The following is a 24,417-nucleotide window of genomic DNA, read 5'->3' on the forward strand; positions in this document are numbered from 1 at the left end:
CATCCGTTGAAAAGGCTGGGGATGACTTGTGGATAGGAGTGAAAGGCTAATCAAGCTCGGAGATAGCTGGTTCTCCTCGAAAGCTATTTAGGTAGCGCCTCGTGTATTGCCATTGGGGGTAGAGCACTGTTTGGGCTAGGGGGTCATCCCGACTTACCAACCCCATGCAAACTCCGAATACCAATGAGTATGAGCACGGGAGACACACGGCGGGTGCTAACGTCCGTCGTGAAAAGGGAAACAACCCAGACCGTCAGCTAAGGTCCCAAAGTTACAGTTAAGTGGGAAACGATGTGGGAAGGCTTAGACAGCTAGGAGGTTGGCTTAGAAGCAGCCATCCTTTAAAGAAAGCGTAATAGCTCACTAGTCGAGTCGGCCTGCGCGGAAGATATAACGGGGCTCAAACTGTACACCGAAGCTACGGGTTCATCTTAGGATGAGCGGTAGAGGAGCGTTCTGTAAGCCGTTGAAGGTCAAGCTGTAAGGCAGGCTGGAGGTATCAGAAGTGCGAATGTTGACATGAGTAACGATAAGGGGAGTGAAAACCTCCCCCGCCGGAAGACCAAGGTTTCCTGTCCCATGTTAATCAGGGCAGGGTGAGTCGGCCCCTAAGGCGAGGCAGAAATGCGTAGTCGATGGGAAACAGGTTAATATTCCTGTACTTATGTATATTGCGATGGAGAGACGGAGAAGGCTAGGCCAGCACAGCGATGGTTGTCTGTGTTTAAGGTAGTAGGCAAGTGACTTAGGCAAATCCGGGTCACTCTTTAAGAGAGAATGCCGAGAATTGATGACGAGCCCTCTTTTGGGTGAAGTGGTTGATGCCATGCTTCCAGGAAAAACTTCTAAGCTTCAGATATACATGAACCGTACCCCAAACCGACACAGGTGGTCAGGTAGAGAATACCAAGGCGCTTGAGAGAACTCGGGTGAAGGAACTAGGCAAAATGGTACCGTAACTTCGGGAGAAGGTACGCCGGCCGGTGTGAAGGACTTGCTCCGTAAGCACTAGTCGGTCGAAGATACCAGGCCGCTGCAACTGTTTATTAAAAACACAGCACTCTGCAAACACGAAAGTGGACGTATAGGGTGTGACGCCTGCCCGGTGCTTGAAGGTTAATTGATGGGGTTAGCGTAAGCGAAGCTCTTGATCGAAGCCCAAGTAAACGGCGGCCGTAACTATAACGGTCCTAAGGTAGCGAAATTCCTTGTCGGGTAAGTTCCGACCTGCACGAATGGCGTAATGATGGCGGCACTGTCTCCACCCGAGACTCAGTGAAATTGAAATCGCAGTGAAGATGCTGTGTATCCGCGGCTAGACGGAAAGACCCCGTGAACCTTTACTATAGCTTCACAGTGAACTTTGAACCTACTTGTGTAGGATAGGTGGGAGGCTTTGAAGATAGGACGCCAGTTCTATTGGAGCCAATCTTGAAATACCACCCTGGTATGTTTGAGGTTCTAACTCAGGTCCGTAATCCGGATCGAGGACACTGTGTGGTGGGTAGTTTGACTGGGGCGGTCTCCTCCCAAAGAGTAACGGAGGAGCACGAAGGTGTGCTCAGCATGGTCGGAAATCATGCATAGAGTGTAAAGGCAAAAGCACGCTTAACTGCGAGACAGACACGTCGAGCAGGTACGAAAGTAGGTCTTAGTGATCCGGTGGTTCTGTATGGAAGGGCCATCGCTCAACGGATAAAAGGTACTCCGGGGATAACAGGCTGATACCGCCCAAGAGTTCACATCGACGGCGGTGTTTGGCACCTCGATGTCGGCTCATCACATCCTGGGGCTGAAGCCGGTCCCAAGGGTATGGCTGTTCGCCATTTAAAGTGGTACGCGAGCTGGGTTTAGAACGTCGTGAGACAGTTCGGTCCCTATCTGCCGTGGACGTTTGAGATTTGAGAGGAGCTGCTCCTAGTACGAGAGGACCGGAGTGGACGAACCTCTGGTGTTCCGGTTGTCACGCCAGTGGCATTGCCGGGTAGCTATGTTCGGACGGGATAACCGCTGAAAGCATCTAAGCGGGAAGCCTCCCTTAAGATAAGATCTCACTGGGACATAAGTCCCCTAAAGAGCCGTTCGAGACGAGGACGTTGATAGGTTGGGTGTGTAAGTGCTGTGAGGCATTGAGCTAACCAATACTAATTGCTCGTGAGGCTTGACCATATAACACCAAAGTGGTTTTACAGGTTACGATAGACACTGGTTTGACCTTGGTTATCGCTATTTCAAAAATGAATTGTTAAAAGAGACAAGTGAACGAATTTGCGAGTTATGGAGAGGAAAACACAAAGCCGCCATAACAAATGCAAGCCAGTTTTCTTGATGATCATAGAGGCATTGAACCACCTGATCCCATCCCGAACTCAGAAGTGAAAAGTGCCATCGCCGATGGTAGTGTGGGAGATCCCATGTGAGAGTAGGTCGTTATCAAGATTTAATTTGAGAAAGCCCTGATAGCTATGCTGTCAGGGCTTTTTTTCGTCTCAAGAAATGTTGTAGACCATCAGCTGGGTTGAACCACCTGATCCCATACCGTCTCAATTAAGTGTGTCTGACAAGGTGTTGTAATAGATGCCTCTCTCTCATTAAATGATTTTATTTCGACCAAAAAACAAGCCATTTTAGATTGTCACCTTGCCATTGTATTCGCTTGCGCCTGTTTCGCAGGCTCAACGCGTCTGCGCGAATCCAATAGCAAGGTGACGATTGATCTGAGTTAATCTTTTTATCATGTGTGAGTAGGTCGTTATCAATATTTTATTAAGAGAAACTCTATCCTGCTAAGTAGGGTAGGGTAGGGTTTTTTCGTTATGGGAAATCACCATCGCTTATGGACGTGAGGGGCACTTTATGACAGACAAGCAGATGCCACCTTGCCATCGTATTCGCTTGCTCCTGTTTCGAAGACTCAACGCATCTGCGCAAATCTAATAGCAAGGTGACGATTGATTTGTATAGATCTTTTCAAAGATAGAGCGTTAGATCAAGGGATCCCATCCGCCGTTTACTCATCGAAAGCGTACTCTTTCAGGTTCTCTCACTGTTTTTTAGGCTCAATGCATCTGCGAGAATTAAACGCAAAACTTCTCACTATTGTTATAAATTACAGCCGATGGCAAGGTCTGTCGGCAAATTAGCATATATTGGAAATATGAAATAGAACCAATAACCTATAAGTATGGTTGCAATATTATCCAAAAAAATTCAAAGAATTTTGTAGTCTTATCTGTATGCCTTTTATTCTCAGATTTAAGTACTAGCATTAATGGTTGAATAACAAAGGAAGGAGACGGAGATGGCAAAAGTATTAGTACTGTACTATTCAAGTTATGGTCATATAGAAACGATGGCGAATGAAGTAGCTGAAGGAGCGCGAAGCACAGGTGCTCAGGTTGACATTAAGCGAGTACCCGAGTTGATGCCAGAGGATGTGGCAAAAAACGCGGGAATAAAGCTTGATCAGGCGGCTCCTATCGCCAAGCCTGAAGACTTGGAAGAGTATGATGCCGTTATTTTTGGTTCACCCACTCGCTTTGGCAATATGGCCGCTCAGATGAGAAATTTTCTGGATATGACGGGGGGATTATGGGCCAAAGGTAAGTTAGTCGGTAAGGTTGGCAGTGTATTCACGTCTACTGGTACTGGTGGTGGTAATGAGACAACGGTTCAATCTTTTCATACAACGCTATTTCACCATGGTTTTGTTGTGGTTGGTTTGCCTTATTCTTGCCCAGAGTTGGCGGATGTGAGTGAAGTAAAAGGGGGCTCTCCATTGGGGGCTGGTACGGTTGCAGGCGCCGACGGTAGTCGCCAGCCATCTCAGAAAGAAGTGGCGATGGCACGCTTCCAAGGTAAGCATGTAGCGGAAATTGCTGCGAAGCTAAGTGCATAACTCGGCTTGCTCGTAGATTTATTGACAAAAAAGGTAGGCCTTGAAGGCCTACCTTTTTTTGTCTGTTCATCAGTAAATGCACGGTTTTTCTTCTCTTTTGCTAAAGCGAGTGTTAGAAACGGGAAAGAGGGAATACTGATGTATTTTTGTCACTTGTGATGACGATGAATATTTTGTGTTTTAGATCAAATATCGCTTCCCTCGTATGAGGTTATTCTCTATTCTCGCGCTCGTGGTACCACCATATTTTTTTCTGTTGTTTTTGATCAAAGCGGCTTTATTTTTTGTCCAAGGAATACCTATGAAAATCGCTATTTTATCGCGCAATCCCAACCTTTATTCTACTCGACGTTTAGTGGAAGCTGGTCGAGAACTGGGCCATGAGGTGGATGTGATAGACACGATGCACTGTTATATGGACATTACCAGTAGCAGCCCGTCGGTTCGTTACGATGGTCAGCCTTTGCCTATGTACGATGCTGTTATTCCAAGGATCGGTGCTTCTGTTACTTTTTATGGTACGGCCGTGGTCCGTCAGTTTGAGATGATGGGCACTTACAGTATTAATGAATCTGTGGCGATTAGTCGCTCAAGAGATAAGTTACGCTCTTTACAGTTAATGTCCCGTAAAGGTCTTGGTTTACCCAAAACAGGGTTCGCTCACCATCCAGATAAAATTGGCGACTTGCTAAAAAATGTTGGCGGGGCACCGGTGGTGATTAAATTGTTAGAGGGTACACAGGGGATTGGCGTGGTGTTGGCGGAATCTAATAAAACCGCTGAATCCATTATCGAGGCCTTTATGGGGTTAAAGGCTAATATTTTGGTGCAGGAATACATCAAAGAAGCTGGCGGTGCGGATATTCGTTGTTTGGTCGTTGGTGGCAAAGTGGTGGCTGCGATGAAACGGCAAGGTGCAGAGGGGGAGTTTCGCTCTAATTTGCATCGTGGTGGAACGGCTACTCTCGTTAAGTTGTCGCCAGAGGAGCGTAAAACGGCCATTGATGCGGCGAAAGTAATGGGGCTGAATATGTGCGGCGTCGATATATTGCGCTCTAATAATGGCCCTTTGATCATGGAAGTTAACTCATCCCCGGGTCTTGAAGGTATTGAGTCTGCAACCAAAAAAGATGTGGCTAAAATGATTATTCAATACTTGGAAAAAGCATCGATTACCGGGACGACGAAGACGAAAGGGAAGGGTTGATGAGTAATGATATTTTATCGATAGATGGAATTGATATTTCACTTGGCGAAACCATTAAAATTGAGTTGCCAATTATTAAGCTGTATACCGATACGAACATGTCCATGCCGATTTATATTCGACGTGGTAAGCGTCCTGGCCCGACGCTTTTTGTCAGTGCTGCGATTCATGGCGATGAACTGAACGGTATTGAGATCATTAGCCGCCTGATTAATAGTAAGTATATGGATAAAATTCGTGGCACTTTAATTGCCGTACCGGTGGTCAATGGCTATGGTGTACTCAGCCAAAGCCGCTATTTGCCAGATAGACGGGATTTGAATCGTAGCTTTCCAGGCTCCAAACGTGGCTCTTTGGCTGGACGAGTGGCGGATCGGTTTTTAACGGAAGTGGTGTCAAAAGCGGATTATGGAATTGATTTGCACACTGGGAGTTTGCATCGTTCTAATTTACCGCAGATACGTGGCAACTTGGATGATCAAGACATTTTAGGGATGGCAAAGGCCTTTGGCGTCCCTGTTATCTTAAACTCTAATTCTCGGGACGGTTCTTTGCGAGAGTGTGCAAATGATGTCGGTGCAAAAGTGATCTTGTATGAGGCGGGTGAGGCCCTACGTTTCGATGAATTATCTATCCGAGCGGGGGTAAAAGGGATTATTGGTGTGATGCGACACCTTGGTATGCTATCGAAATCTCGTCGTAAAAAGTCATTGCCAGAGCCCAGAATTGCCAGAAGCAGCAGTTGGATTAGAGCAACCGATAGTGGTTTTACAACGCATTTGAAAGCCTTGGGTGATCTTGTTGAAAACAACGAGTTGCTGGCTCAAATTAAAGATCCTTATGGGGAAGTGCTGGATGAGGTGGTGTGTAAAAAGGGTGGCATCATCATTGGTAAGCAAAACATTCCACTGGTTCAAGAAGGGGATGCGATGTATCACATTGCTCATTTTTCTTCGCCAGATGAGGTCGCTGAATACGTGGAAAGTATGCAGGATGAATTGATGGAGAACGACCAAGCTTTTCCTTTAGATTAACTGTATTTAGGCCCATTGGGCGAGATCATTTGTTAGCTAGCAAAAAAAAGCCCTGCAAAGCAGGGCTATCAAACTAGAAAGTGACGCTACAATAAACGTAACGCGCCGTCGTTAAACGGCATTCTGACTTAATGATGAGTTTTCCAACACGTCATTAAGATGCAGCCAGGTTTCGATGACAGTATCCGGGTTAAGAGACATGCTCTCAATACCTTGACCGACCAGCCAGTCTGCAAAATCCGCATGATCCGAAGGCCCTTGGCCACAAATCCCTACGTATTTTCCTTTATTACGACAGGCGGTAATTGCCATCTTCAATAATTTTTTCACCGCAGGATTGCGTTCATCGAACTTATCCGCGATGAGACCGGAGTCTCGGTCTAATCCAAGGGTTAACTGGGTTAGATCGTTTGAACCAATAGAGAAGCCGTCAAAGTATTCTAAGAACTTATCAGCAAGTAAGGCATTGGATGGAAGTTCACACATCATGATGACTTTCAGGCCATTTTCTCCGCGTGCTAGGCCTTGTTCTGCCAATAGTTCGGTGACTTGTTGAGCTTCTTCGAGTGTGCGCACAAATGGGATCATAATCTGAACATTTGTTAAGCCCATTTCGTTACGTACTTGGCGAATGGCCTCACATTCCAATGCAAAGCAATCACGGAACGAATCGTCGATATAGCGAGCCGCTCCACGGAAGCCTAGCATTGGGTTCTCTTCATCTGGTTCGAACAATGGACCACCAACGAGGTTGTGGTACTCGTTTGACTTAAAGTCAGATAAACGAACAATGACGGGCTTTTTAGAGAAAGAACAAGCCAACGTGGCGATCCCTTCTACCAGCTTGTCGACATAGAATTCCACAGGGCCCGAGTAGCCCGCGATACGATGGTTGATCTCTTCTTGCAGAGAGGCATCCATTTGATCGTAATTCAATAGCGCTTTCGGGTGAATGCCAATCATACGGTTAATAATGAACTCAAGACGAGCCAATCCGATACCAGCATTAGGCAACATGGCAAAATCAAACGCACGGTTTGGGTTGCCCACGTTCATCATGATTTTCACTGGTAGGTTAGGCATGTTGCCCACTTCGGAGGTGATCACATCGAACTTGAGCTGACCTTGGTAGACAAAGCCCATATCCCCTTGGGCACAAGAAACCGTGACGGATTGTCCATCTTTTAAAACCTCTGTGGCATCACCACAACCGACGACAGCGGGAATGCCCAGTTCTCGAGCAATAATCGCAGCATGACAGGTACGTCCACCACGATTGGTGACGATGGCCGAGGCACGTTTCATAATGGGCTCCCAATCGGGATCCGTGATGTCAGTCACGAGAATGTCACCCGGTTGAATACGATCCATCTCGGTAATAGACGACAAGACTTTGACTTCGCCTGTGCCAACCTTATGACCAATCGCGCGGCCTGTGATGAGCACGGATGAGGTTTCTTTCAAAGAATAACGTTCCATGCTTTGTGCATTGCTTTGACTACGGACGGTTTCTGGGCGGGCTTGAACAATGTAAAGTTTTCCATCTACCCCATCTTTTGCCCATTCTATGTCCATCGGGCGTTGGTAATGTTGTTCAATGATGCAAGCTTGGCGTGCCAAATCTTCGATTTCTTCATTGCTCAGTGCGAAGCGGTTTTGGTCATTCAACTCGACAGGAACAATTTCGACGAATTCTTCGCTGCCAGCTTCCGCGTATTGCATTTTTTGCGCTTTAGAACCAAGAGACTTACGCACAACCGCAGGGCGGTTAGCGGCCAATGTGGTTTTATGTACGTAATACTCATCTGGGTTGACGGTGCCTTGTACGACCATTTCACCGAGACCGTAAGCGGCTGTGATGAAGACCACTTCGTTGAAGCCTGATTCGGTGTCTAATGTGAACAGTACGCCGGAGGCGCCAATGTCACTGCGAACCATCTTTTGAATGCCTGCAGACAGTGCCACCCCTTTGTGTTCAAAGCCTTGATGCACACGGTATGAGATCGCGCGATCATTAAATAGTGAAGCAAAGACGCGTTTAATGGAGGCTTTAATATCTGCCAAGCCTTTGACGTTTAAGTAGGTTTCTTGCTGTCCTGCGAAAGACGCATCTGGTAGATCTTCAGCGGTTGCCGAAGAGCGAACAGCGAAAGACGTATCGCTAGGGTTGTCATCGCAAAGTACAGCAAAGGCGTCTTTGATTTCTTGATCAAACTCAGCCGAGAAAGACGCATTTTCAATCCAGCTTCGAATTTGCACACCCGCTTCCGCAAGAGCATGAACGTCATCGACATCTAAGCTGTCTAGGGTTTCATGGATTTTTGAATCCAAGCCACTTTCTTCTAGAAAGCTTTGATAAGCATAGGCAGTGGTTGCAAAACCATTTGGTACTTGAATACCAAGGTCCGTCAGGTTGGAAATCATTTCACCTAAAGATGCGTTTTTACCGCCGACTTCACCGACATCTTCTAAACGAAGATCTTTAAACCACTTAATAAATTTGCTCACAAGGCACTCCAGAAATTGTTAAACGTAAAAGCTCTTTTTATTGTGTCTTTCATATCATCGTGCTGTTCGACATCGCTGAGATATCAAGACAAGACTGCCGGAAGATTTTTCTAGCCTGCGCTTGTCAAAGTGCAGCGAATGAGATCATTGTATGTAGAGGAGTGCTGAGGAATAAAATCGATTATTCGATGTTGTTTTATTTCAATTTAAAAATTCAATGTTGTTGTATAACAACAAAAAAGAGAAAAAAATGATGAAAGTATATTTTGTTTCCGATGGAACGGCGATTACGGCTGAAGTGTTCGGTTCTGCGATATTGTCCTTTTTTGATATCCCAATCGAAATGCAAAGTGTGCCTTTTGTAAATACCAATGACCAAGCCAATGGTTTAAAAAGACAAATCAATTTAGAAGTGGTGAATGGCAATGCTCCACTGGTGTTTTATACGATTTCTGACATCTTAATCCGTGAGATTATTCAATCTTGTGATGCTCACTGTTATAACGTGTTTGGTGACTTGCTGTTACCCATTGAAAAAGCCTTGGGAGTGAAAGCCCTGCCGACGGCTCAAAAGGCCCATGGTATGAAAGCGGGGGTCTATGATGCTCGCATCGAGGCGATTAACTACGCCTTAGCGAATGATGATGGCGCATCGATCAAAAATTTCGATCAAGCGGATATCATTTTATTGGGTGTATCTCGGTCCGGGAAAACCCCCACCAGTTTGTACCTTGCCATGCAGTACAGTATTAAGGCGGCGAATTATCCGATTACAGAAGATGACTTTTCCGCGCCAGGCTTGCCAAAAGTGCTTCGTCCTCATAAGAAAAAGTTGTTTGGTTTAACCATTGATCCCGATAGATTGCACGAAATTCGTACAGGACGCATGGCATCTAGTAAGTATGCTTCGCCACGTCAGTGTCGTTATGAATTAGAAGAAGTGGAGTCTTTATATCGACAAGAACGGATTCCTTTCTTGAATTCTACGCGGTTATCGGTGGAAGAAATTTCCGCCAAAGTAATGGCCGAAATGCATTTGGTGCGTCATAGACAGTGAGTTTTGTTGAAAAACCTATCAACTTATTCGATGGGTTCTTGTTTTTTGTGGGTTATTTAACTGGATTTGACGCAAAAAGGTGCGACGTCACCTTAAAACTATCACAATCAATCGGTATAAAAACCCTTAAGATTAGCGAATGAGTGCGTTTTGTTGTGAAATTACACATAGAGCAATAACGTGAGGTTGGCTATTTCGAGCTGCTTGTGCAGTTTATGTGAACAAGTGCGTTAAGCTAAAGAGTATTGGCGGAGAATACTCTATAATAATGCCTTATCAGGGAAGGTGCGAATAAGTTGTCTAAGACTCAGGCTTTCAGAAAGATGGTCAATTAAGGCGTGATGTTGAGGAGTGTAGCTTTCGAAGCATCGCAATGCAGGAGCAATTACCGAGACAGGAGGACTTGTTTGTACCTTCCCTAGACAGGTCAGCGACTTGTTAAGCGGCTAACTAGAAGAAACACTAGACGGCATAAGACTATAGAGGAACAGGGCGCTGCAGAGTATAAGATGCCAATACCCATATTTTCATAAGGCTGCATCTTATTGAACAAATCAAGGATAAAAATACATTGAGTAATAAAAAAATTAACGACCCACATCAGCAGCGCGAAGCCTCTAAATACGATAATCCGGTACCGAGCCGAGAGTTTATTCTAGAGTTTCTGGCGACCCAGAACACAAGCCTTGGTCATTTTGACCTGTGCAAAGCCTTTGGTCTGACAGGGGAAGATGAAATAGAAGCCCTTCGCCGTCGCTTGATCGCCATGTGCCGCGATAGTCAACTAGTTAGTAATCAGCAAGATGAATACACCCCTATTTTAGAAAGCGACCTGATTGAAGGTTATGTGCAAGGTAATAAAGAGGGACATGGCTTCTTATTGCGCCCTAGTGACGATGATATCTTCTTATCGGCCCGTCAGATGCAAAATGTGATGGATGGCGATAAGGTGAAAGTGCGCCTGTCTGGCCGAAGTGTAAAAGGCCGTTTAGATGGTGTTGTGGTTGAGATATTAGAACGTAAGCACAGTCAGCTGGTTGGACGCTATTATCTAGAAAAAAATGGCGAGGAAAGTCGTACGGCTTTTGTCACTCCAGAAAACCCGCGCATTTCTCAAGATATTCTCATTACCAAAGATTCTGGTTTAACTCCCTCTCACGGACAATATGTGTTGGCAGAAATTGTCAGTTATGCAGAGCGCGGCAAACCAGCACAAGGCATAGTGAAGAAGATTCTCGGTGACTTTATGGCACCAGGGGTCGAAATTGAAGTGGCAATGCATCGTTATGAAATCCCTAACGAGTGGCCTGCTGCCGTGGAACAGCAGATTAAGCATTTTAGTAGCGAAGTAGCCGAAGAAGACAAAGCGCATCGTGTGGATCTCCGTGATACTCCATTTGTCACTATTGATGGCGAAGACGCGCGGGATTTTGACGATGCCGTTTATTGTGAAAAGACGCCTGGTGGTTGGAAGCTACTGGTGGCGATTGCCGATGTGTCCCACTATGTGAAAAAAGACACAGCCTTGGATGAAGAGGCGATTGTGCGTGGCAACTCGGTATATTTCCCAGGTCGTGTGATTCCTATGCTGCCGGAGATTTTGTCGAACGGTCTGTGTTCTTTGAATCCAGATGTAGATCGTTTGGCGATGGTGGCGGAAATTTCGTTGACGTCTCGCGGTAAGATGCGTGGCTATAAGTTTTACGAAGGTTTGATTCGCTCCCATGCCCGTTTGACCTATACCAAGGTCGCGAAAATGATTTCATCAGAGCCCGGTGAACAAGGTATAGAGCTGCGTGAGCGTTATGCCTCCATCGTGTCACATATTGATGATTTAAGCGGCTTGTATCATGTGTTGAAAGAAGCACGTGATGAGCGGGGGGCGATGGAGTTCGATACCATTGAAACGCGTATGGTATTCGATGAGGATTCTAAGATTGAGCACATTGTTCCGGTAGAGCGTAACGATGCCCATAAATTGATCGAAGAATGTATGTTGTGTGCCAATGTGGCTGCCGCAGAGTTATTGATCAAAGCGGATTTGCCTGCCTTGTTTCGTGTCCACGAGGGACCAAAAGAAGAGCGGCTATTAACCCTGCGTACTTATCTTGGTTTGCTTGGCTTGGAATTAACGGGTGGTCTGAAGCCAACTCCGGATGATTACGCCAAGTTAGCAGAACAGATTAAAGATCGGGCGGATGCTCGTAGTATTCAAACCATGATGCTGCGTTCTATGTCCCAAGCGGTATATCAAGCGGATAACATGGGCCACTTTGGTCTGAATTACCCTGCTTATACCCATTTTACCTCGCCGATTCGTCGTTATCCTGATTTGTTGACCCATCGTGCCATTCGTTACTTGATTCGTGGCGAAGGTCGCCCTGTGGTGCGTCAAGCACATCGTGTGGCAGGTAGCCCAACGATTAAAGAGCGCAAAATCTATGGTTATGACCATGCGGATATGGATGGTTTAGGTGACTCCTGTTCGATGACAGAGCGTCGCGCAGACGAAGCCACTCGCGATGTGGAAGCCTGGTTAAAATGCCAATACGTTGAGCAGCATTTAGGTGATGCATTTGAAGGGGTAGTGACGGCCGTTACCTCATTTGGTTTGTTTGTGGAATTACAAGGTTTGTTCGTTGATGGGTTGGTGCATATTTCTGGGCTCGGTCAGGACTACTTTGTTCATGATATCGAGCATCAGGCGATCATTGGTGAACGGACTGGTCGGGTATTCCGTCTTGGTGATACATTAAAAGTGCGTGTATCCAGTGTCAACCTTGAGCAACGTAAGATTGATTTAAGCCTAGATGAAACTAAGCCACGTCAACGTCAAAAAGTAGAGCGTAATGATTTAACTGAGTTGGAAATGCAGCTTGCCCAGTTGCCGCCAATAGAATTAGGTGGCCGCGGTAAACCAAAAAATCTTCCCAAGGACGAGAAGATCGCCTCTTCTAAAGAGAGTAAAGGTAAAGGGGAGAAAGACGGTGTGCAGGCAAAATCGAAAAAGCGCCGCACGCCATCTAAAGGCAAACGTGTTCGTCAGAAAAAATCGTCGTCGGCTGCCGCGGCAAAGTCCACCACCTCTGCGGTGAAAAAACCGAAGAAAGCCAAAAAAAAAGTCAAAAAGAACAATGCTAAGCCACGTGCGCGTGATTAATTGATTGATCGAGTAAAAGGTAAAAATGTCTGATTTAGAATGGATCTATGGTATTCACGCTGTTGAAAATGCTTTGTTACAACAGCCTGAACGGGTCAAAGAAGTGCGTTTTCAAGAAGGCCGAGATGATAAAAAGACACAGCGTCTTGTCCAATTGTGTAAAACACATAAAGTACGTTACAGCTTGGTGGCTCGTCGTGAGTTAGATCAGTTGTTTACGAAGACCAAAGAGCGAGTGGTTCATCAAGGGGTTGTGGCCTATACAACTCTGACCAAAGCGGGCAATGAGGCGGATCTGCATAGCTTAGTTGCTGGCTTAGATGAAAATCCGTTGATTATTATTTTAGACGGTGTGACCGATCCTCATAATTTAGGGGCGTGCTTACGTAGCGCCGACGCCGCCGGGGCTCATGCGGTGGTTATGCCAAAAGACAACTCTGCTCCGATGAATGCTACCGTGAGTAAAGTTGCCTGTGGGGCCGCTGAAAGCATTCCTGTTTTTGCGGTTACCAACCTTGCTCGTACCATGAAAAAGCTACAAGACCAAGGGGTGTGGATATTTGGTACCGCTGGTGAAGCGACGCAAACAATTTATGAGCAAGACTTGACGATTCCGACGGCCATTGTGATGGGGGCAGAAGGAGAAGGCATGCGACGTCTGACCCGTGAACAGTGTGATTATCTGGTGAAACTACCAATGGCCGGTGTGGTGTCAAGCTTGAATGTCTCTGTGGCAACGGGGGTTTGTTTATATGAAGTGGTTCGTCAACGCGCTTTGAAAGCGCTGGCTTAAGGAGACTGTTCGGTGTTCGAGCAATTTGATATTTCGTTGCCTTCGTTGGAGTTAAAGGCAGCTTTACAACATAAAATCGATTCCAAAACCAAACCCGTTGGGGCGTTGGGGGAGTTGGAAAGCATCGCTTTTCAATTGGGGACGATTCAAAATAGCCTGACACCGGATGTCTCAAGACCCCAAATGATCGTATTCGCAGCTGACCATGGCGTCGTTGATCAGGGGATCAGTTTGTTTCCACAAGAAGTGACACCGCAAATGGTAATGAACTTCTTAATGGGTGGGGCTGCAGTCAGTGTGTTTTGTCAACAGCATGGTGTGCCTCTGCGAGTGGTTGATGTGGGCGTTAAGTCAAGCATTGATGATCACCCTTTGCTTGGTCAGCGCAAAGTGGCGTTTGGCTCGAAAGACTTTAGCCAACAAGCTGCGATGACCTCCCAAGAGCTAGTAAGAACGATCAGCGCAGGAGTGGATGAAGCTGATTTAGCAATTGATGCGGGCTGTAATCTGCTTATGTTCGGTGAAATGGGTATTGGTAATACCTGTGTCTCCTCTTGTTTGATGAGTGCAATGACTGGCCTGTCAGCGAGTCAATGTTCTGGTCGGGGAACGGGGCTGGATGAGGCGGGCGTGTCGCATAAGGCGCGAGTCATTGAGGCATCTATTAAGCGTGCACAAGAAGAAACAGGCATGGCTGCGGTAGAGTGGAGTCCACAAACCTTAGCTGAGCAGCTTGGTGGTTTCGAAATCATTGCCATGGCAAGCGCTATGCTACAAGCTGCCCATAGACAAACGGCGTTTGTGGTGGATGGTTTTATTTGTACTGTGGCGTTCTTATTCGCTCAAAAAGTTGAACCTAATGTGCGTCACTACGCGATGTTTGCGCATCAATCGAATGAAAAAGCCCATCGATTGTTACTGGAACAGCTAAAGGTTGAACCCATTTTATCCTTGGATTTACGTTTAGGTGAAGGCTCTGGTGCCATTCTTGCTTATCCTTTGATTCAAAGCGCCACTGTCTTTTTGAATCAGATGGCAAGCTTTGAAAGTGCTGGTGTCAGTAGTAAATCCTAGCGTTTACGTGTCAATGTGTGACATTTAAACGTAACCATACCAGTAAGAGAAATTGTCTATAGGAGACGGTGCGTGAGTCAATTCACTCCTTATTTAGAAGGGCTTAAACGCAGCATTGTTACCTACACACGCCTGCCACTTAAGGTGGATTGGGATGATAAAGAGCACACTCCAGCGGTGTGCTTTTTACCGTGGGTTGGGGTATTGGTAGCGGTATTAAGTGCTTGGCCGTTGTTGTTTGATGGGTTAAGTGCCTCATTACAGGCCTTGTTCATGTTACTTAGCGCTGTGCTGTTGACCGGCGGGTTTCATGAAGATGGTTTGATGGATGCTTGCGATGGTCTGATTGGAGGCTGGACTCAGGAACAGCGTCTTTCCATCATGAAGGATTCACGTATTGGTAGCTATGCAGCTCTCGCCATTTGGTTTGTTATGATGCTGAAATGGCTGTTGTTAACACAAATTTTATCGACGATCACCTCTTTGCATGATGGGGCATGGTCTAGCTTATTGATTTGGATTGCTGCACATACAATGGCACGAGTGGTGCCGATTGTGCTCATGAATTCGCTGGACTATGTGTCCACTGGACAGAGTAAGGCGCAGACGATGATTGCAACGCTACAAGGGAAGGAATGGGGGATTGTATTTCTACCTTGTATTCTGCTGGTGTTGTTTGATTTTGCTTACCTGCTGAAAGCGATTTGCATCTTAGCTCTATTTACCCTCGGCGCGCATTTTTATTTGAAAAAGAAAATTGGCGGTTTTAATGGCGATACATTGGGGGCGACGGAGCAGATAGGCGAAGTTATTCTTCTGCTATGTGTGTTAGGAGTGTTTGTGTGAAGCTGTTGTTGATTCGTCACCCTAAGCCGGATGTACCAACGGGGCTGTGTTATGGTGCGACCGATGTGCCGCTATTGGAAGGTTGGCAAGAGCAGAGTCGCATATTGCAGTCCTACCTTGATGACCGTTTAGCGCATAAGAAGGTGGCCTTTTATCACAGTCCGTTAAGTCGAGCGGCGGAGTTGAGTCAACTGTTAAGCCGAGGCACATCTTCTTGTGTGGATGCTTTGAAAGAGCTGGATTTTGGTGAATGGGAAAATCAGTCTTGGCACACGATATCTAAAGAAGCAATCGATTCATGGATGGAAGACATGGTTCAATCCGCCCCCTATCAAGGGGAGTCACTTCAATCCTTAGCGAAGCGAGTCGCGGGTTGGTGGCAATCGGTTCAGGATAAAGAGCTGGACGTTTGTATTGCGGTGACCCATTCAGGGGTCATTAAGGTACTTGTCAGTTTATTGTGTCAGTGGCCATTAGCTCAGTGTCACCGTATTGATGTGGGCTTTAACAGTGTGACGGAATTAACCATTCGTGGAGAGTTTATTACCCTTAACCGTTTAGGGGCAGGTGATTGGGTGCCTCATTAGTCACACCATTTGTTTGAAACGAACATTGGTCTGCGCTTGCCAGCCAGTGAATATTTTATAGAGACTAAAAAAGCAATGTTGCTATATATTTTAGGCATGGTGGGCATCGCCGCTTTTGCCATCACGGGCGTGATTTCCTCTGGGAAGCGCGATATGGATTTATTCAGTGTAGCACTGATTGGCATGGTGACATCCCTTGGTGGTGGGACAATTCGGGATGTGATCTTAGGGGTTGATGAGGTTTATTGGGTAAAAGATCCCTCCTATTTATGGGTGGCCTTTTTGTCTTCTGCCTTTGCTTTTTTTGCGGTTCGTATCATTGAAGATCGCCAACAGGTTTTCCATTATGCAGACTCTTTTGGTTTGGCTTTATTTACAGTGATTGCGACGCAGCGCGTTCTTGCTCTTGGTTTTTCTCCGATGATTGCGATTACCATGGGAGTGATTACTGGGGTGGCTGGTGGCATTATTCGTGATGTATTGAGTCATCGTCCACCTTTGATATTAGGTCGTGAGTTTTACGCTACGCCCGCTTTCTTAGGCTCGTTTTTGTTTGTTATCTTGCAGAAAAACATTCCTCATCATGAATATAACTCGATTTACGCGGCGTCTTTGATCTTTATACTGAGGCTGTTTGCTATTCACAAAGGGTTGTATTACCCAAGTTGGCTACTTTATAAAAAGAAATAATGCGAATCAAAAAGAGACCAATTATGTCAGAGCAAGAGAAACCATCGGCCCATACCGACGAGCAAGCGGCCAAAAATGAAGCGCGGTTGTTAAAAAAGAAAGAGGTGGTTGATAAGCGTATTGCAGCGGCCACACAGGAGCGTGGTGTCACGATCTTGTTAACCGGGAATGGTAAAGGCAAAAGTTCCAGCGCGTTTGGCACGATGGCTCGTGCTTTGGGGCATGGACAGCGCTGTGCCGTAATTCAATTTATTAAAGGCCGCAAAGCCACAGGTGAGCAGCTGTTTTTCGGGGCTCATCCTAGCGTCGAATTTCATGTGATGGGCCATGGTTTCACATGGGAAACTCGCAACCCTGAACTGGAAAAAGAAGCGGCAGAGCAAGCGTGGCAATTGGCGAAAGGCGTGTTATCGAATCCGGATATTCATTTTGTTCTATTAGATGAAATTACTTATATGTACAAATATGGTTACTTGGATGATGCTGACCTCATTGAGGTGTTGAAAAATCGTCCTCAGCATCAAAATGTGATGATGACAGGTCGTACGGCACCAAGAGCCTTGTTAGACAGTGTGGACACGCACAGTAAAATTGCCAATGAGCGTCATGCATTTGCCAATGGGGTAAAAGCGCAAGCCGGCATTGAGTGGTAGCACTTTTGTGCATGACCCTATCGCCTGAGTCCGTGAACAAGGTCTGAGCCTTATTCACGGACTACCTTCCTATCTAAAGTATCTTACTTATCTATATCCGTTGTCTTACATGCTTTAAGCACCTGCGTGCACACATGCGTCTTAAAAAACACATCTGATTATTGGTGTGTTTGATGATTTGTTTCGCTCCTGATAGCAAAAATAAATGAGATTTATTATCAAATAGAGCTGGATTTATCTTAACTTTTAAATGATAATTATTCTCATTAAGTGTTTTGATACATTCATCTTAAGTGACAGGTGGGGAAGACGATGCGGTACTGGGAAAAACTAACAAGACAAGCGAATCAAGCCTATTCTAATCATGCTTTTTTAGAAGCGGTGGATTTTAATCAACAAGCGCTTGATCAGATATTAAAAGGTTTTGAGGATGACTTCTGTTTGGATCCCGAATCTGCCGTGGCGGCAATGGCGGTCAGTTACTTGAGTATAGCAGAATCTTATACAGGCTTAGGAGATGTGGTTGCTGCCAATAGACAATTTGAGAAGGCCATTGACTTTTTACAAGACGTGATTGCACGTCCTGGTTTAGCTTTGGAGCAGCGTGATCTTATCTTGCAGACAATGAACCATATTCGTTTTGAATGGGAGCTGTTCACACAAAGTTGTGGAAAGGAGGTAGTGGTTAAATATCCTGTTTCGTTACGCCCACTTTCCCACGCAGCCCCTCCCGCGTTAACAACCACCTTCCATTAGGAGAATGATATGAAAAGGCGAAGTGATTTGAGTAGAGAAAAAGGCATCCTATTTCTCTTTATGCTGGGATTTAGCTCTTTGTCTTTTGCATTAGATCATGGACAAACAGGGCAATGGGCATCGTTGCTGCATGATTTTTTAGTGTGTCTTGTCGGGGCTTTTATTGTCTCTGGTGTTGTCTATAAACAGTGTATTCGAGGCCGCAAACATCGTGGAAAAAAGCATGGGTTTCACCAACAAAAAAGGAGTCATAGAGTATGTTGCATGGGGTGATTTGTTTGTTAGATAAAGTGATTGGTTTTAAAACCGCTAAAGCACATCGTATTACGGTCTCGGACATGGCCATACAGGCGGCACAGAGACGCTATCGTATACAGAGCCAATCTTCTTTTTGTCAGGCGAAGTGACAAGGATTGTTGCCGCTAAATAACACCTTTTGTCATAGAGTTGGACTATAAACATGGTGAGAGAGGAGGTTATTCATGTTTCGCTTAATGAAAATCGAGGGGCAAAGTATGGCGCCTTACTTGCACCATAATGACTTTGTTTTAACAAGTCGGTTGTTTCTCTCGTGTCGCGTAGGAGATGTTGTCGTAGTTGATCACTTTTTGTATGGCATTATCATAAAAAAAATACGTCATATTGCGCCAGACGGTCAGTTATGGCTGATTGGAGAGCACCCGACTAGTTTAGAATCAGAGCGTATTGGTTGGGTTTCCCCTCGGCGTGTACTGGGCAAAGTTGTTTTTCGCATATGTGCGAATTCTATGAAATAGGCCGATGGATGACGAGGTTTCTGTTAGCATCTCGCCTGAGAGGGGTGTACAAAAAACTGTACGCTTTTTAAAAATCAAGCGATTTTGTCTTGTTCCGCTCTCTTGGTCTCTTTGGTTGTATTCACTAAAATCCGCTCCTCATTTTCCCCTTTTATTATGTGACTTAAATAGAGAAAACTATGTCTCGTTCTACGGTTGCTTCTGCTTCAACTAAACGCCATACCCGCCTAGAAGACGTTCTAGCAGTTCTGATTGGCACCTTAATTATTTCGCTGGGTGTCAATTTATTTGCTCAGGCGGGTTTGCTAACAGGCAGTACAGCAGGTATTGCTTTTCTATTAAATTACACTACTTCGTTGAATTTTGGTGAGGCGTTTTTTTTGATCAATATTCCCTTTTATGTGATTGCCATTCGGCACATCGGTTGGGAATTTACGTTAAAGACCTTTGCGTCGGTTTTTTGCTTGTCTTTTTTTTCTGAAGTGACGCCTCGGCTTGTTTCTTTTTCGAGTGTTCAGCCAGTGTATGCGGCGGCGGTTGGTGGCTTTTTGATGGGCGTCGGTTTTTTGATGCTGTTTCGTCATGATGCGAGCTTGGGAGGCATTAATATATTGTCACGCTTCTTGGCGGATAAATATGGCTGGTCTATTGGTAAGTTTCAGATGCTGGTTGACTTGACCATTTTGACGTCTTCACTGTTTATTGTTGATATGTCTCTGGTGGCCATATCGATTATTGGTGCCGTTGCTTTAAATATGATCATCGCAGTGAATCACAAACCAGGTCGCTATTTGGGGAATGTCTCTGCTTAGTCGGCTATTTGCACTGAGCGCGCTAAAGCCATTTCATTTTGTTTTTTTTAATAAACGAGCGCGACGATTTCCTATGTGGTCGCGCTCAGGTATTATAGAAGCATTGTGATAAAAGAAGGAAACTTGGTTTGGAGCTGCTCAAAGTTGATGATCTTAAACCTTACCTTAATGACCTAATTGAATTGCTGTGTGATGCAGTTGATTCTGGGGCTCCCATCGGTTTTTTACCTCCTATGAGTGAGTTGGAGGCCAAGTCTTATTGGTTAACCGTGAATGACGATTTAAAAGTAAATCTGAAGCAAGTTTTACTGGTTCGTGAGGATCATAAAATCGTCGGTAGCGTACAAATTGGTATGTCGCCTAAAGCCAATGCTTTACATCGCTGCGATGTTGAAAAGTTGATGGTGCATACTCAAGCTCGCGAACATGGCTTGGGAAGCATGCTGATGAAAGGGGTGGAGCGCGTTGCGGCGGCCATGCAGCGTCAATTGCTGATATTGGAAGTGCGCAGTGATGATGTGGCCCATGACATGTACATCAAACTTGGTTATATTCCCTTTGGAGAAGTACCTGGCTACACTCGTAGTGCCAATGGTGCGTTACACAATGCCACTTTTTTTTATAAAGAAATTGAACCCACACACGAAGTATTCTCGTAAGTGTATATTCACCCATAGCCATAGGCGATCTTTTGAGACTTGATTTTTATTTATCCCATGTGACAAACCTCGCTCGTAAAGCGTCTAAAGTAGCGATCGCTAAAAGCCGTGTAACGGTCAATGGTGAGGTGATTAAAAAAGCCAACCATCCAGTAGAAGAGAAGGATGTCGTTTGTTTGGATGCACGACCTCTGGCTTGGCCTTCTGAAGGCTATTATTTAATGAACAAGCCGTTGGGCTATGTTTGTGCGACCCAAGATGCTGATCATCCCATTGTTATTGATTTATTGGGGACACATTTAGGCCAGCCCTTGAAAGTCGTAGGGCGTTTAGACAAGGATACAACAGGGTTATTGCTGTTAACGACCGATGGACAATGGTTACATCGTATAACCTCTCCAAAAAGTGTGTGTCAAAAGCGTTATCGTATGACGTTGGCTGAGCCGATTGATGATCATGCCCTTAAACAATTAGAAGAAGGCGTGATGCTCAATGGTGAACAGGTTCCAACCTTACCCGCTAAAGCGCAGCGTATTGCTGAGGCAGAGATTTTTTTGACGATTCAGGAAGGAAAATACCATCAGGTCAAGCGTATGTTAGCGGCGGTGGGAAACCGAGTTGAAACCTTACACCGTGATCAAATTGGCCCTTTGGTATTGGATGAGGGTCTGCAACCAGGTGAGTTTCGTGAGCTGACAAAAGACGAAGTGGCGTATTTTTAAACCTGTATCTGTCTACTTGTTTCATAGAGAGCGGTTGAAATAGGATTAGCGATCAATTAATAAGTGCCATGTTCCATCATTGAGTAAGAGAGAATTCAAATGAGTAAAGAGTTGACGATGGACGAACGTGTCCAATTGCTGATTGCGCCAGACAGTGAACGTTTAGCGTATTTTGTCGAGCAAGCGAAACAAACACAAACCGTTTGGAGTCTTAGTAACGAAGAAGGATTCGTTATGGTTGAAACAGATGATGGTGATTGTGTTATGGTTTGGCCTGACGCAGAGTTTGCTAGCCAATGGGCGGTAGAAGACTGGGATGACTGTGACCCTGTTGCGGTTGAACTTTCAACCTTTACAGGCCAATGGTTACCCAGCCTAATGCAGGACAATATTACGATTGCTGTATTCCCAAATATCGAGGATGAAGGCAAACTATCGACTGCTCAAGAATTAAAAGCACTTTTGGAATAGTTTACCAGTACAAAGTAGGCTGCTAGGTTTGGCACAACTTCAGTGCTTTGCGTGTTTGTACTTGTCAGAAGGCAAAGCACAGTACAAGGTAATACTTTTTTAAAGGCAAGCGTATTTTTTAGATGATTAACTAACAAAGATGATATCTATCTAATGCGGCTAATAAAGGCTGTGGTAGGATGAGGTGTCATCTTTAAAAGGAGTACACCATGACAATGTCTACCGATACATCGAAAATATCCAATCAAATTAAAACCATTTTAGAAAATGCCACAGCGTTACAGTTGGCGACGCTATCTTTGCAGAACCGTCCTTTCTCTTCTTACGCTCCCTATGCTTTGGGTGAGAACTGCTTTTATTTATTAGTGAGTGAGCTTTCTCCTCACACTCATCATTTGCATAATAATCCGATTGGTTGTGTGATGATTGTTCAAAAAGAGTCCGAGTCGAATAATCCTTACCTACGTCCTCGTGTTCAATATGATGTAACCGCAGAGTTTATTGAGCAAGATAGTGAAGAGTGGGCAACAGGGATTCAGCTGTTAACTGAGCGCTTTGGCGAGACAGTGACGACGTTAGTTGCCCAGAAAGATTTTTACTTGGTTCGTTTAGACCCAGAGAAAGTGAACTTTATTCAACAGTTCAAAAACGACCATGTCATTGATGATAGTGTGCTTTATTAAAAGGTATGGACGATTTTCATTATTTTTATTGTGAAATTTTCGTTGCACTTTAATGCTTAGGCTGAATAGGGTGACGAACTAAGTAACATAGGGTTTATGTAGAGAGCAGTTAACAAGGATTTATGAAAGTAATGAGTAAGCGTCAAAGTAACCGTGAAGAAATTTTTACTCGTATTTTAGACGCGGCTGAAGTGGAATTTGGCTTGAAGGGGTTTAATGGTGCCAGTTTGCAACATATTGCTGATCGTGCCGAATTACCAAAACCGAATATTGTCTATTACTTTCAGTCGAAGGAAAACTTGTACAAACAAGTGCTGAATAAAATTGTGCGCAGCTGGAATGATCTGTTTGATCGCGCTACGGTGGAGGATGATCCAGCGCAAGTGCTGGATAGTTTTATTCGTATAAAGCTAAAGCAAAGTTTCGAACAAGGCCGGTCTTCACGTATTTTTGCTATGGAAGTCATTAGTGGTGCGAATCATATTCGTGACTATTTAAAGGAAGAGTTAAGTCCTTGGTTTCACTCTCGAACGGCTGTTATTCAAGCGTGGATTGATAGTGGAAAAATGCGCTCTGTTGATCCAACCAGTTTGATATTTATGATTTGGGCAACGACTCAGCACTATGCAGATTTTGAGGCTCAAATACTGGCACTGTCTCATAAAGAGGCTCAGGATGAAGTGGATCTAAAGCGTGTGGGTGACACCGTCAGTAGCATTATTTTACAAGGTGTTGGCTTGAGTTTACCGCAATCTCAGGTGGCCTGATCGACTGCTTATCTTGGTTGTAACAATGGTATAAGGCTGATGGAGAATTCCCTTAAACAGGGGGTTGTTTTTTGGCCTTTTGCTATTTATAAGGCCTTATATTTTTCAGAAGGCCTGACATTATATAGAAGTAGAAGACTCTCTATGAAACAAAATAGACGGACTGTAGAGGCATCAGATATCAAGGCTTATCATGCTCATCTGTATTATCGAGATGAGTCCGGCCTTGAATTGGCAAAGCAGGTCGCACAGCAGGTGAGCAATTTGTTTGAAGTACAGGTCGGTCGTTTTCATAGACAGCCTGTCGGCCCTCACCCGCTTTGGAGCTGTCAATTATCGTTTGCTGTCAAAACATTTACAGACCTTATTCCCTGGTTGATGCTGAATCGTCAATCCCTTGATGTGTTTGTTCATCCGGTAACGGGTGATGATTATTTTGATCATACTCAAGGTGTAATTTGGTTAGGTCATGCCCATAAGTTGGATATTTCTCAGTTCGATGCGAGTTAAGGATATTGTTCACAATAAAAAAATGCTTATGTTTTCAGTGTTAAGCGTATTTTTTGCTTCGTATTAAAAGTTTTTTTAAGTCCCCCTAGAAAAATGATTGAACGTCCCAAACTTGATTGCTTATACGGTAGTTATTCAATCTATGTCGCGTTATCATAGTTGGACAAACTACTACAGTCTGGGTTCGTGTTGTGGCGGTGTTACGCAAAGTCTGTTTGCTTGTATCAAGCACTCGTTCCCTTATTCACTTTTAATTAGGAGAAGACAATGCAAATTTCTGAAAACGCCGTAGTAAGCATGCACTACACATTGACTGATGACCAAGGTCAGCAACTGGATTCGTCTATCGGTCAAGAACCTCTCGTCTTCCTGAGCGGTGCTCAGAACATTATTGATGGTTTAGATAAAGCGATTCAAGGCAAAGTGGCGGGTGATAAATTAAATGTAGAAGTAGCGCCTGCCGATGGCTACGGTGAAGTACATCAAGAATTGATTCAGAAAGTACCGCACGAGAATTTCCAAGGCGTTGATGACATTCAAGTTGGCATGCAGTTTATGGCTCAAACACCAGGTGGTCAGCAACCTGTAACGGTCATTGGTGTGGAAGAAGATGGTGTAATGTTAGATGGCAATCATCCATTAGCGGGTAAAACATTGAACTTTGATGTTGAAATTGTCGATGTTCGTGAGGCCTTAGCTGAAGAACTAGAACATGGGCATGTTCATGGTGAAGGTGGTCATCACCACTAGAACT

General features: G+C 44.9%; 24 protein-coding genes and 2 rRNA genes (1 of these 26 only partly in view). 25 read left to right on the plus strand and 1 reads right to left on the minus strand.

Annotated features, from left to right (window positions below; genetic code table 11):
* The 5 genes from AC0VYI_RS06325 to AC0VYI_RS06345 form a co-directional block, all read left to right on the plus strand.
* Positions 1–2,169 (plus strand): 23S ribosomal RNA (locus AC0VYI_RS06325) (it extends 725 nt beyond the left edge of the window).
* A 155-nt stretch (positions 2,170–2,324) separates the two neighbouring features.
* Positions 2,325–2,439, plus strand: a 5S ribosomal RNA gene (gene rrf / locus AC0VYI_RS06330).
* 862 nt (positions 2,440–3,301) lie between these two features.
* Complete coding sequence (wrbA, locus tag AC0VYI_RS06335) at positions 3,302–3,898, plus strand: NAD(P)H:quinone oxidoreductase (RefSeq protein WP_475448049.1); 597 nt, start codon at positions 3,302–3,304, stop codon at positions 3,896–3,898.
* 301 nt (positions 3,899–4,199) lie between these two features.
* Positions 4,200–5,105: a 30S ribosomal protein S6--L-glutamate ligase gene (rimK, locus tag AC0VYI_RS06340; RefSeq protein ID WP_199477280.1), complete on the plus strand. Its 906-nt coding sequence runs from the start codon at positions 4,200–4,202 to the stop codon at positions 5,103–5,105.
* Positions 5,105–6,139, plus strand: coding sequence for a succinylglutamate desuccinylase/aspartoacylase family protein (locus tag AC0VYI_RS06345; protein ID WP_199477281.1), 1,035 nt, complete (start codon positions 5,105–5,107; stop codon positions 6,137–6,139). The genes rimK and AC0VYI_RS06345 overlap by 1 nt, the downstream gene beginning before the upstream one ends.
* Before the next feature lie 111 nt (positions 6,140–6,250).
* On the opposite strand, the gene ppsA is transcribed toward AC0VYI_RS06345, so the two are convergent.
* Positions 6,251–8,647: a phosphoenolpyruvate synthase gene (ppsA, locus tag AC0VYI_RS06350; RefSeq protein WP_475448051.1), complete on the minus strand. Its 2,397-nt coding sequence runs from the start codon at positions 8,645–8,647 to the stop codon at positions 6,251–6,253.
* A 250-nt stretch (positions 8,648–8,897) separates the two neighbouring features.
* Here ppsA and AC0VYI_RS06355 point away from each other — a divergent pair, with 250 nt between their 5' ends.
* The 20 genes from AC0VYI_RS06355 (at position 8,898) to AC0VYI_RS06450 (ending at position 24,413) form a co-directional block, all read left to right on the plus strand.
* Positions 8,898–9,704 (plus strand): pyruvate, water dikinase regulatory protein, encoded by an 807-nt coding sequence (locus AC0VYI_RS06355; protein WP_325097305.1) that lies wholly within the window; start codon positions 8,898–8,900, stop codon positions 9,702–9,704.
* Positions 9,705–10,275: 571 nt separating this feature from the next.
* Positions 10,276–12,864, plus strand: a complete 2,589-nt coding sequence (gene rnr, locus AC0VYI_RS06360; protein WP_475448053.1) for a ribonuclease R — start codon at positions 10,276–10,278, stop codon at positions 12,862–12,864.
* Positions 12,865–12,889: 25 nt separating this feature from the next.
* The gene (rlmB, locus tag AC0VYI_RS06365) at positions 12,890–13,657 is read left to right on the plus strand and encodes a 23S rRNA (guanosine(2251)-2'-O)-methyltransferase RlmB (RefSeq protein ID WP_475448055.1); all 768 of its coding nucleotides are present in this window, start codon (positions 12,890–12,892) and stop codon (positions 13,655–13,657) included.
* A gap of 12 nt (positions 13,658–13,669) precedes the next feature.
* Complete coding sequence (gene cobT, locus AC0VYI_RS06370; RefSeq protein ID WP_475448057.1) at positions 13,670–14,731, plus strand: nicotinate-nucleotide--dimethylbenzimidazole phosphoribosyltransferase; 1,062 nt, start codon at positions 13,670–13,672, stop codon at positions 14,729–14,731.
* 72 nt (positions 14,732–14,803) lie between these two features.
* A complete protein-coding gene (locus tag AC0VYI_RS06375) occupies positions 14,804–15,577 on the plus strand; it encodes an adenosylcobinamide-GDP ribazoletransferase (RefSeq protein ID WP_475448059.1) in 774 nt (257 codons plus the stop codon).
* Positions 15,574–16,164 carry a histidine phosphatase family protein gene (locus AC0VYI_RS06380; RefSeq protein WP_475448061.1) on the plus strand — a complete coding sequence of 197 codons (591 nt, stop codon included), beginning with the start codon at positions 15,574–15,576 and terminating at the stop codon, positions 16,162–16,164. The genes AC0VYI_RS06375 and AC0VYI_RS06380 overlap by 4 nt, the downstream gene beginning before the upstream one ends.
* A 75-nt stretch (positions 16,165–16,239) precedes the next feature.
* The gene (locus AC0VYI_RS06385; protein ID WP_475448063.1) at positions 16,240–16,854 is read left to right on the plus strand and encodes a trimeric intracellular cation channel family protein; all 615 of its coding nucleotides are present in this window, start codon (positions 16,240–16,242) and stop codon (positions 16,852–16,854) included.
* Between the two features lie 23 nt (positions 16,855–16,877).
* Entirely contained in the window at positions 16,878–17,507 is a 630-nt protein-coding gene (gene cobO, locus AC0VYI_RS06390; protein ID WP_475448066.1) for a cob(I)yrinic acid a,c-diamide adenosyltransferase, read from the plus strand.
* A gap of 312 nt (positions 17,508–17,819) precedes the next feature.
* Positions 17,820–18,263 carry a tetratricopeptide repeat protein gene (locus AC0VYI_RS06395; protein WP_475448069.1) on the plus strand — a complete coding sequence of 148 codons (444 nt, stop codon included), beginning with the start codon at positions 17,820–17,822 and terminating at the stop codon, positions 18,261–18,263.
* Positions 18,264–18,272: 9 nt separating this feature from the next.
* A complete protein-coding gene (locus AC0VYI_RS06400; protein ID WP_475448072.1) occupies positions 18,273–18,536 on the plus strand; it encodes a hypothetical protein in 264 nt (87 codons plus the stop codon).
* Complete coding sequence (locus AC0VYI_RS06405; protein WP_199477291.1) at positions 18,521–18,670, plus strand: hypothetical protein; 150 nt, start codon at positions 18,521–18,523, stop codon at positions 18,668–18,670. Before AC0VYI_RS06400 ends, AC0VYI_RS06405 begins: the two co-directional genes overlap by 16 nt.
* A gap of 75 nt (positions 18,671–18,745) precedes the next feature.
* On the plus strand, positions 18,746–19,039 hold the full coding sequence (locus AC0VYI_RS06410) for a S24/S26 family peptidase (RefSeq protein WP_199477292.1): 294 nt from the start codon (positions 18,746–18,748) through the stop codon (positions 19,037–19,039).
* Between the two features lie 179 nt (positions 19,040–19,218).
* Positions 19,219–19,851, plus strand: coding sequence for a YitT family protein (locus tag AC0VYI_RS06415; protein WP_475448075.1), 633 nt, complete (start codon positions 19,219–19,221; stop codon positions 19,849–19,851).
* Positions 19,852–19,979: 128 nt separating this feature from the next.
* The gene (locus tag AC0VYI_RS06420; protein ID WP_475448077.1) at positions 19,980–20,510 is read left to right on the plus strand and encodes a GNAT family N-acetyltransferase; all 531 of its coding nucleotides are present in this window, start codon (positions 19,980–19,982) and stop codon (positions 20,508–20,510) included.
* A 32-nt stretch (positions 20,511–20,542) separates the two neighbouring features.
* On the plus strand, positions 20,543–21,232 hold the full coding sequence (locus AC0VYI_RS06425; protein WP_475448079.1) for a pseudouridine synthase: 690 nt from the start codon (positions 20,543–20,545) through the stop codon (positions 21,230–21,232).
* Positions 21,233–21,331: 99 nt separating this feature from the next.
* Positions 21,332–21,703 carry a DUF2750 domain-containing protein gene (locus tag AC0VYI_RS06430; RefSeq protein WP_475448081.1) on the plus strand — a complete coding sequence of 124 codons (372 nt, stop codon included), beginning with the start codon at positions 21,332–21,334 and terminating at the stop codon, positions 21,701–21,703.
* A gap of 209 nt (positions 21,704–21,912) precedes the next feature.
* On the plus strand, positions 21,913–22,386 hold the full coding sequence (locus tag AC0VYI_RS06435) for a HugZ family pyridoxamine 5'-phosphate oxidase (protein ID WP_199477297.1): 474 nt from the start codon (positions 21,913–21,915) through the stop codon (positions 22,384–22,386).
* A gap of 131 nt (positions 22,387–22,517) precedes the next feature.
* Positions 22,518–23,153, plus strand: coding sequence for a TetR family transcriptional regulator C-terminal domain-containing protein (locus AC0VYI_RS06440; protein ID WP_199477298.1), 636 nt, complete (start codon positions 22,518–22,520; stop codon positions 23,151–23,153).
* A 144-nt stretch (positions 23,154–23,297) separates the two neighbouring features.
* Positions 23,298–23,663 (plus strand): DOPA 4,5-dioxygenase family protein, encoded by a 366-nt coding sequence (locus AC0VYI_RS06445; protein ID WP_475448083.1) that lies wholly within the window; start codon positions 23,298–23,300, stop codon positions 23,661–23,663.
* 267 nt (positions 23,664–23,930) lie between these two features.
* Positions 23,931–24,413, plus strand: a complete 483-nt coding sequence (locus AC0VYI_RS06450; protein WP_199477300.1) for an FKBP-type peptidyl-prolyl cis-trans isomerase — start codon at positions 23,931–23,933, stop codon at positions 24,411–24,413.
* Positions 24,414–24,417 lie beyond the last annotated feature (4 nt).

This window comes from Marinomonas sp. 63XJN7_9_ISO-PGPR-S23-217 (assembly GCF_056173515.1).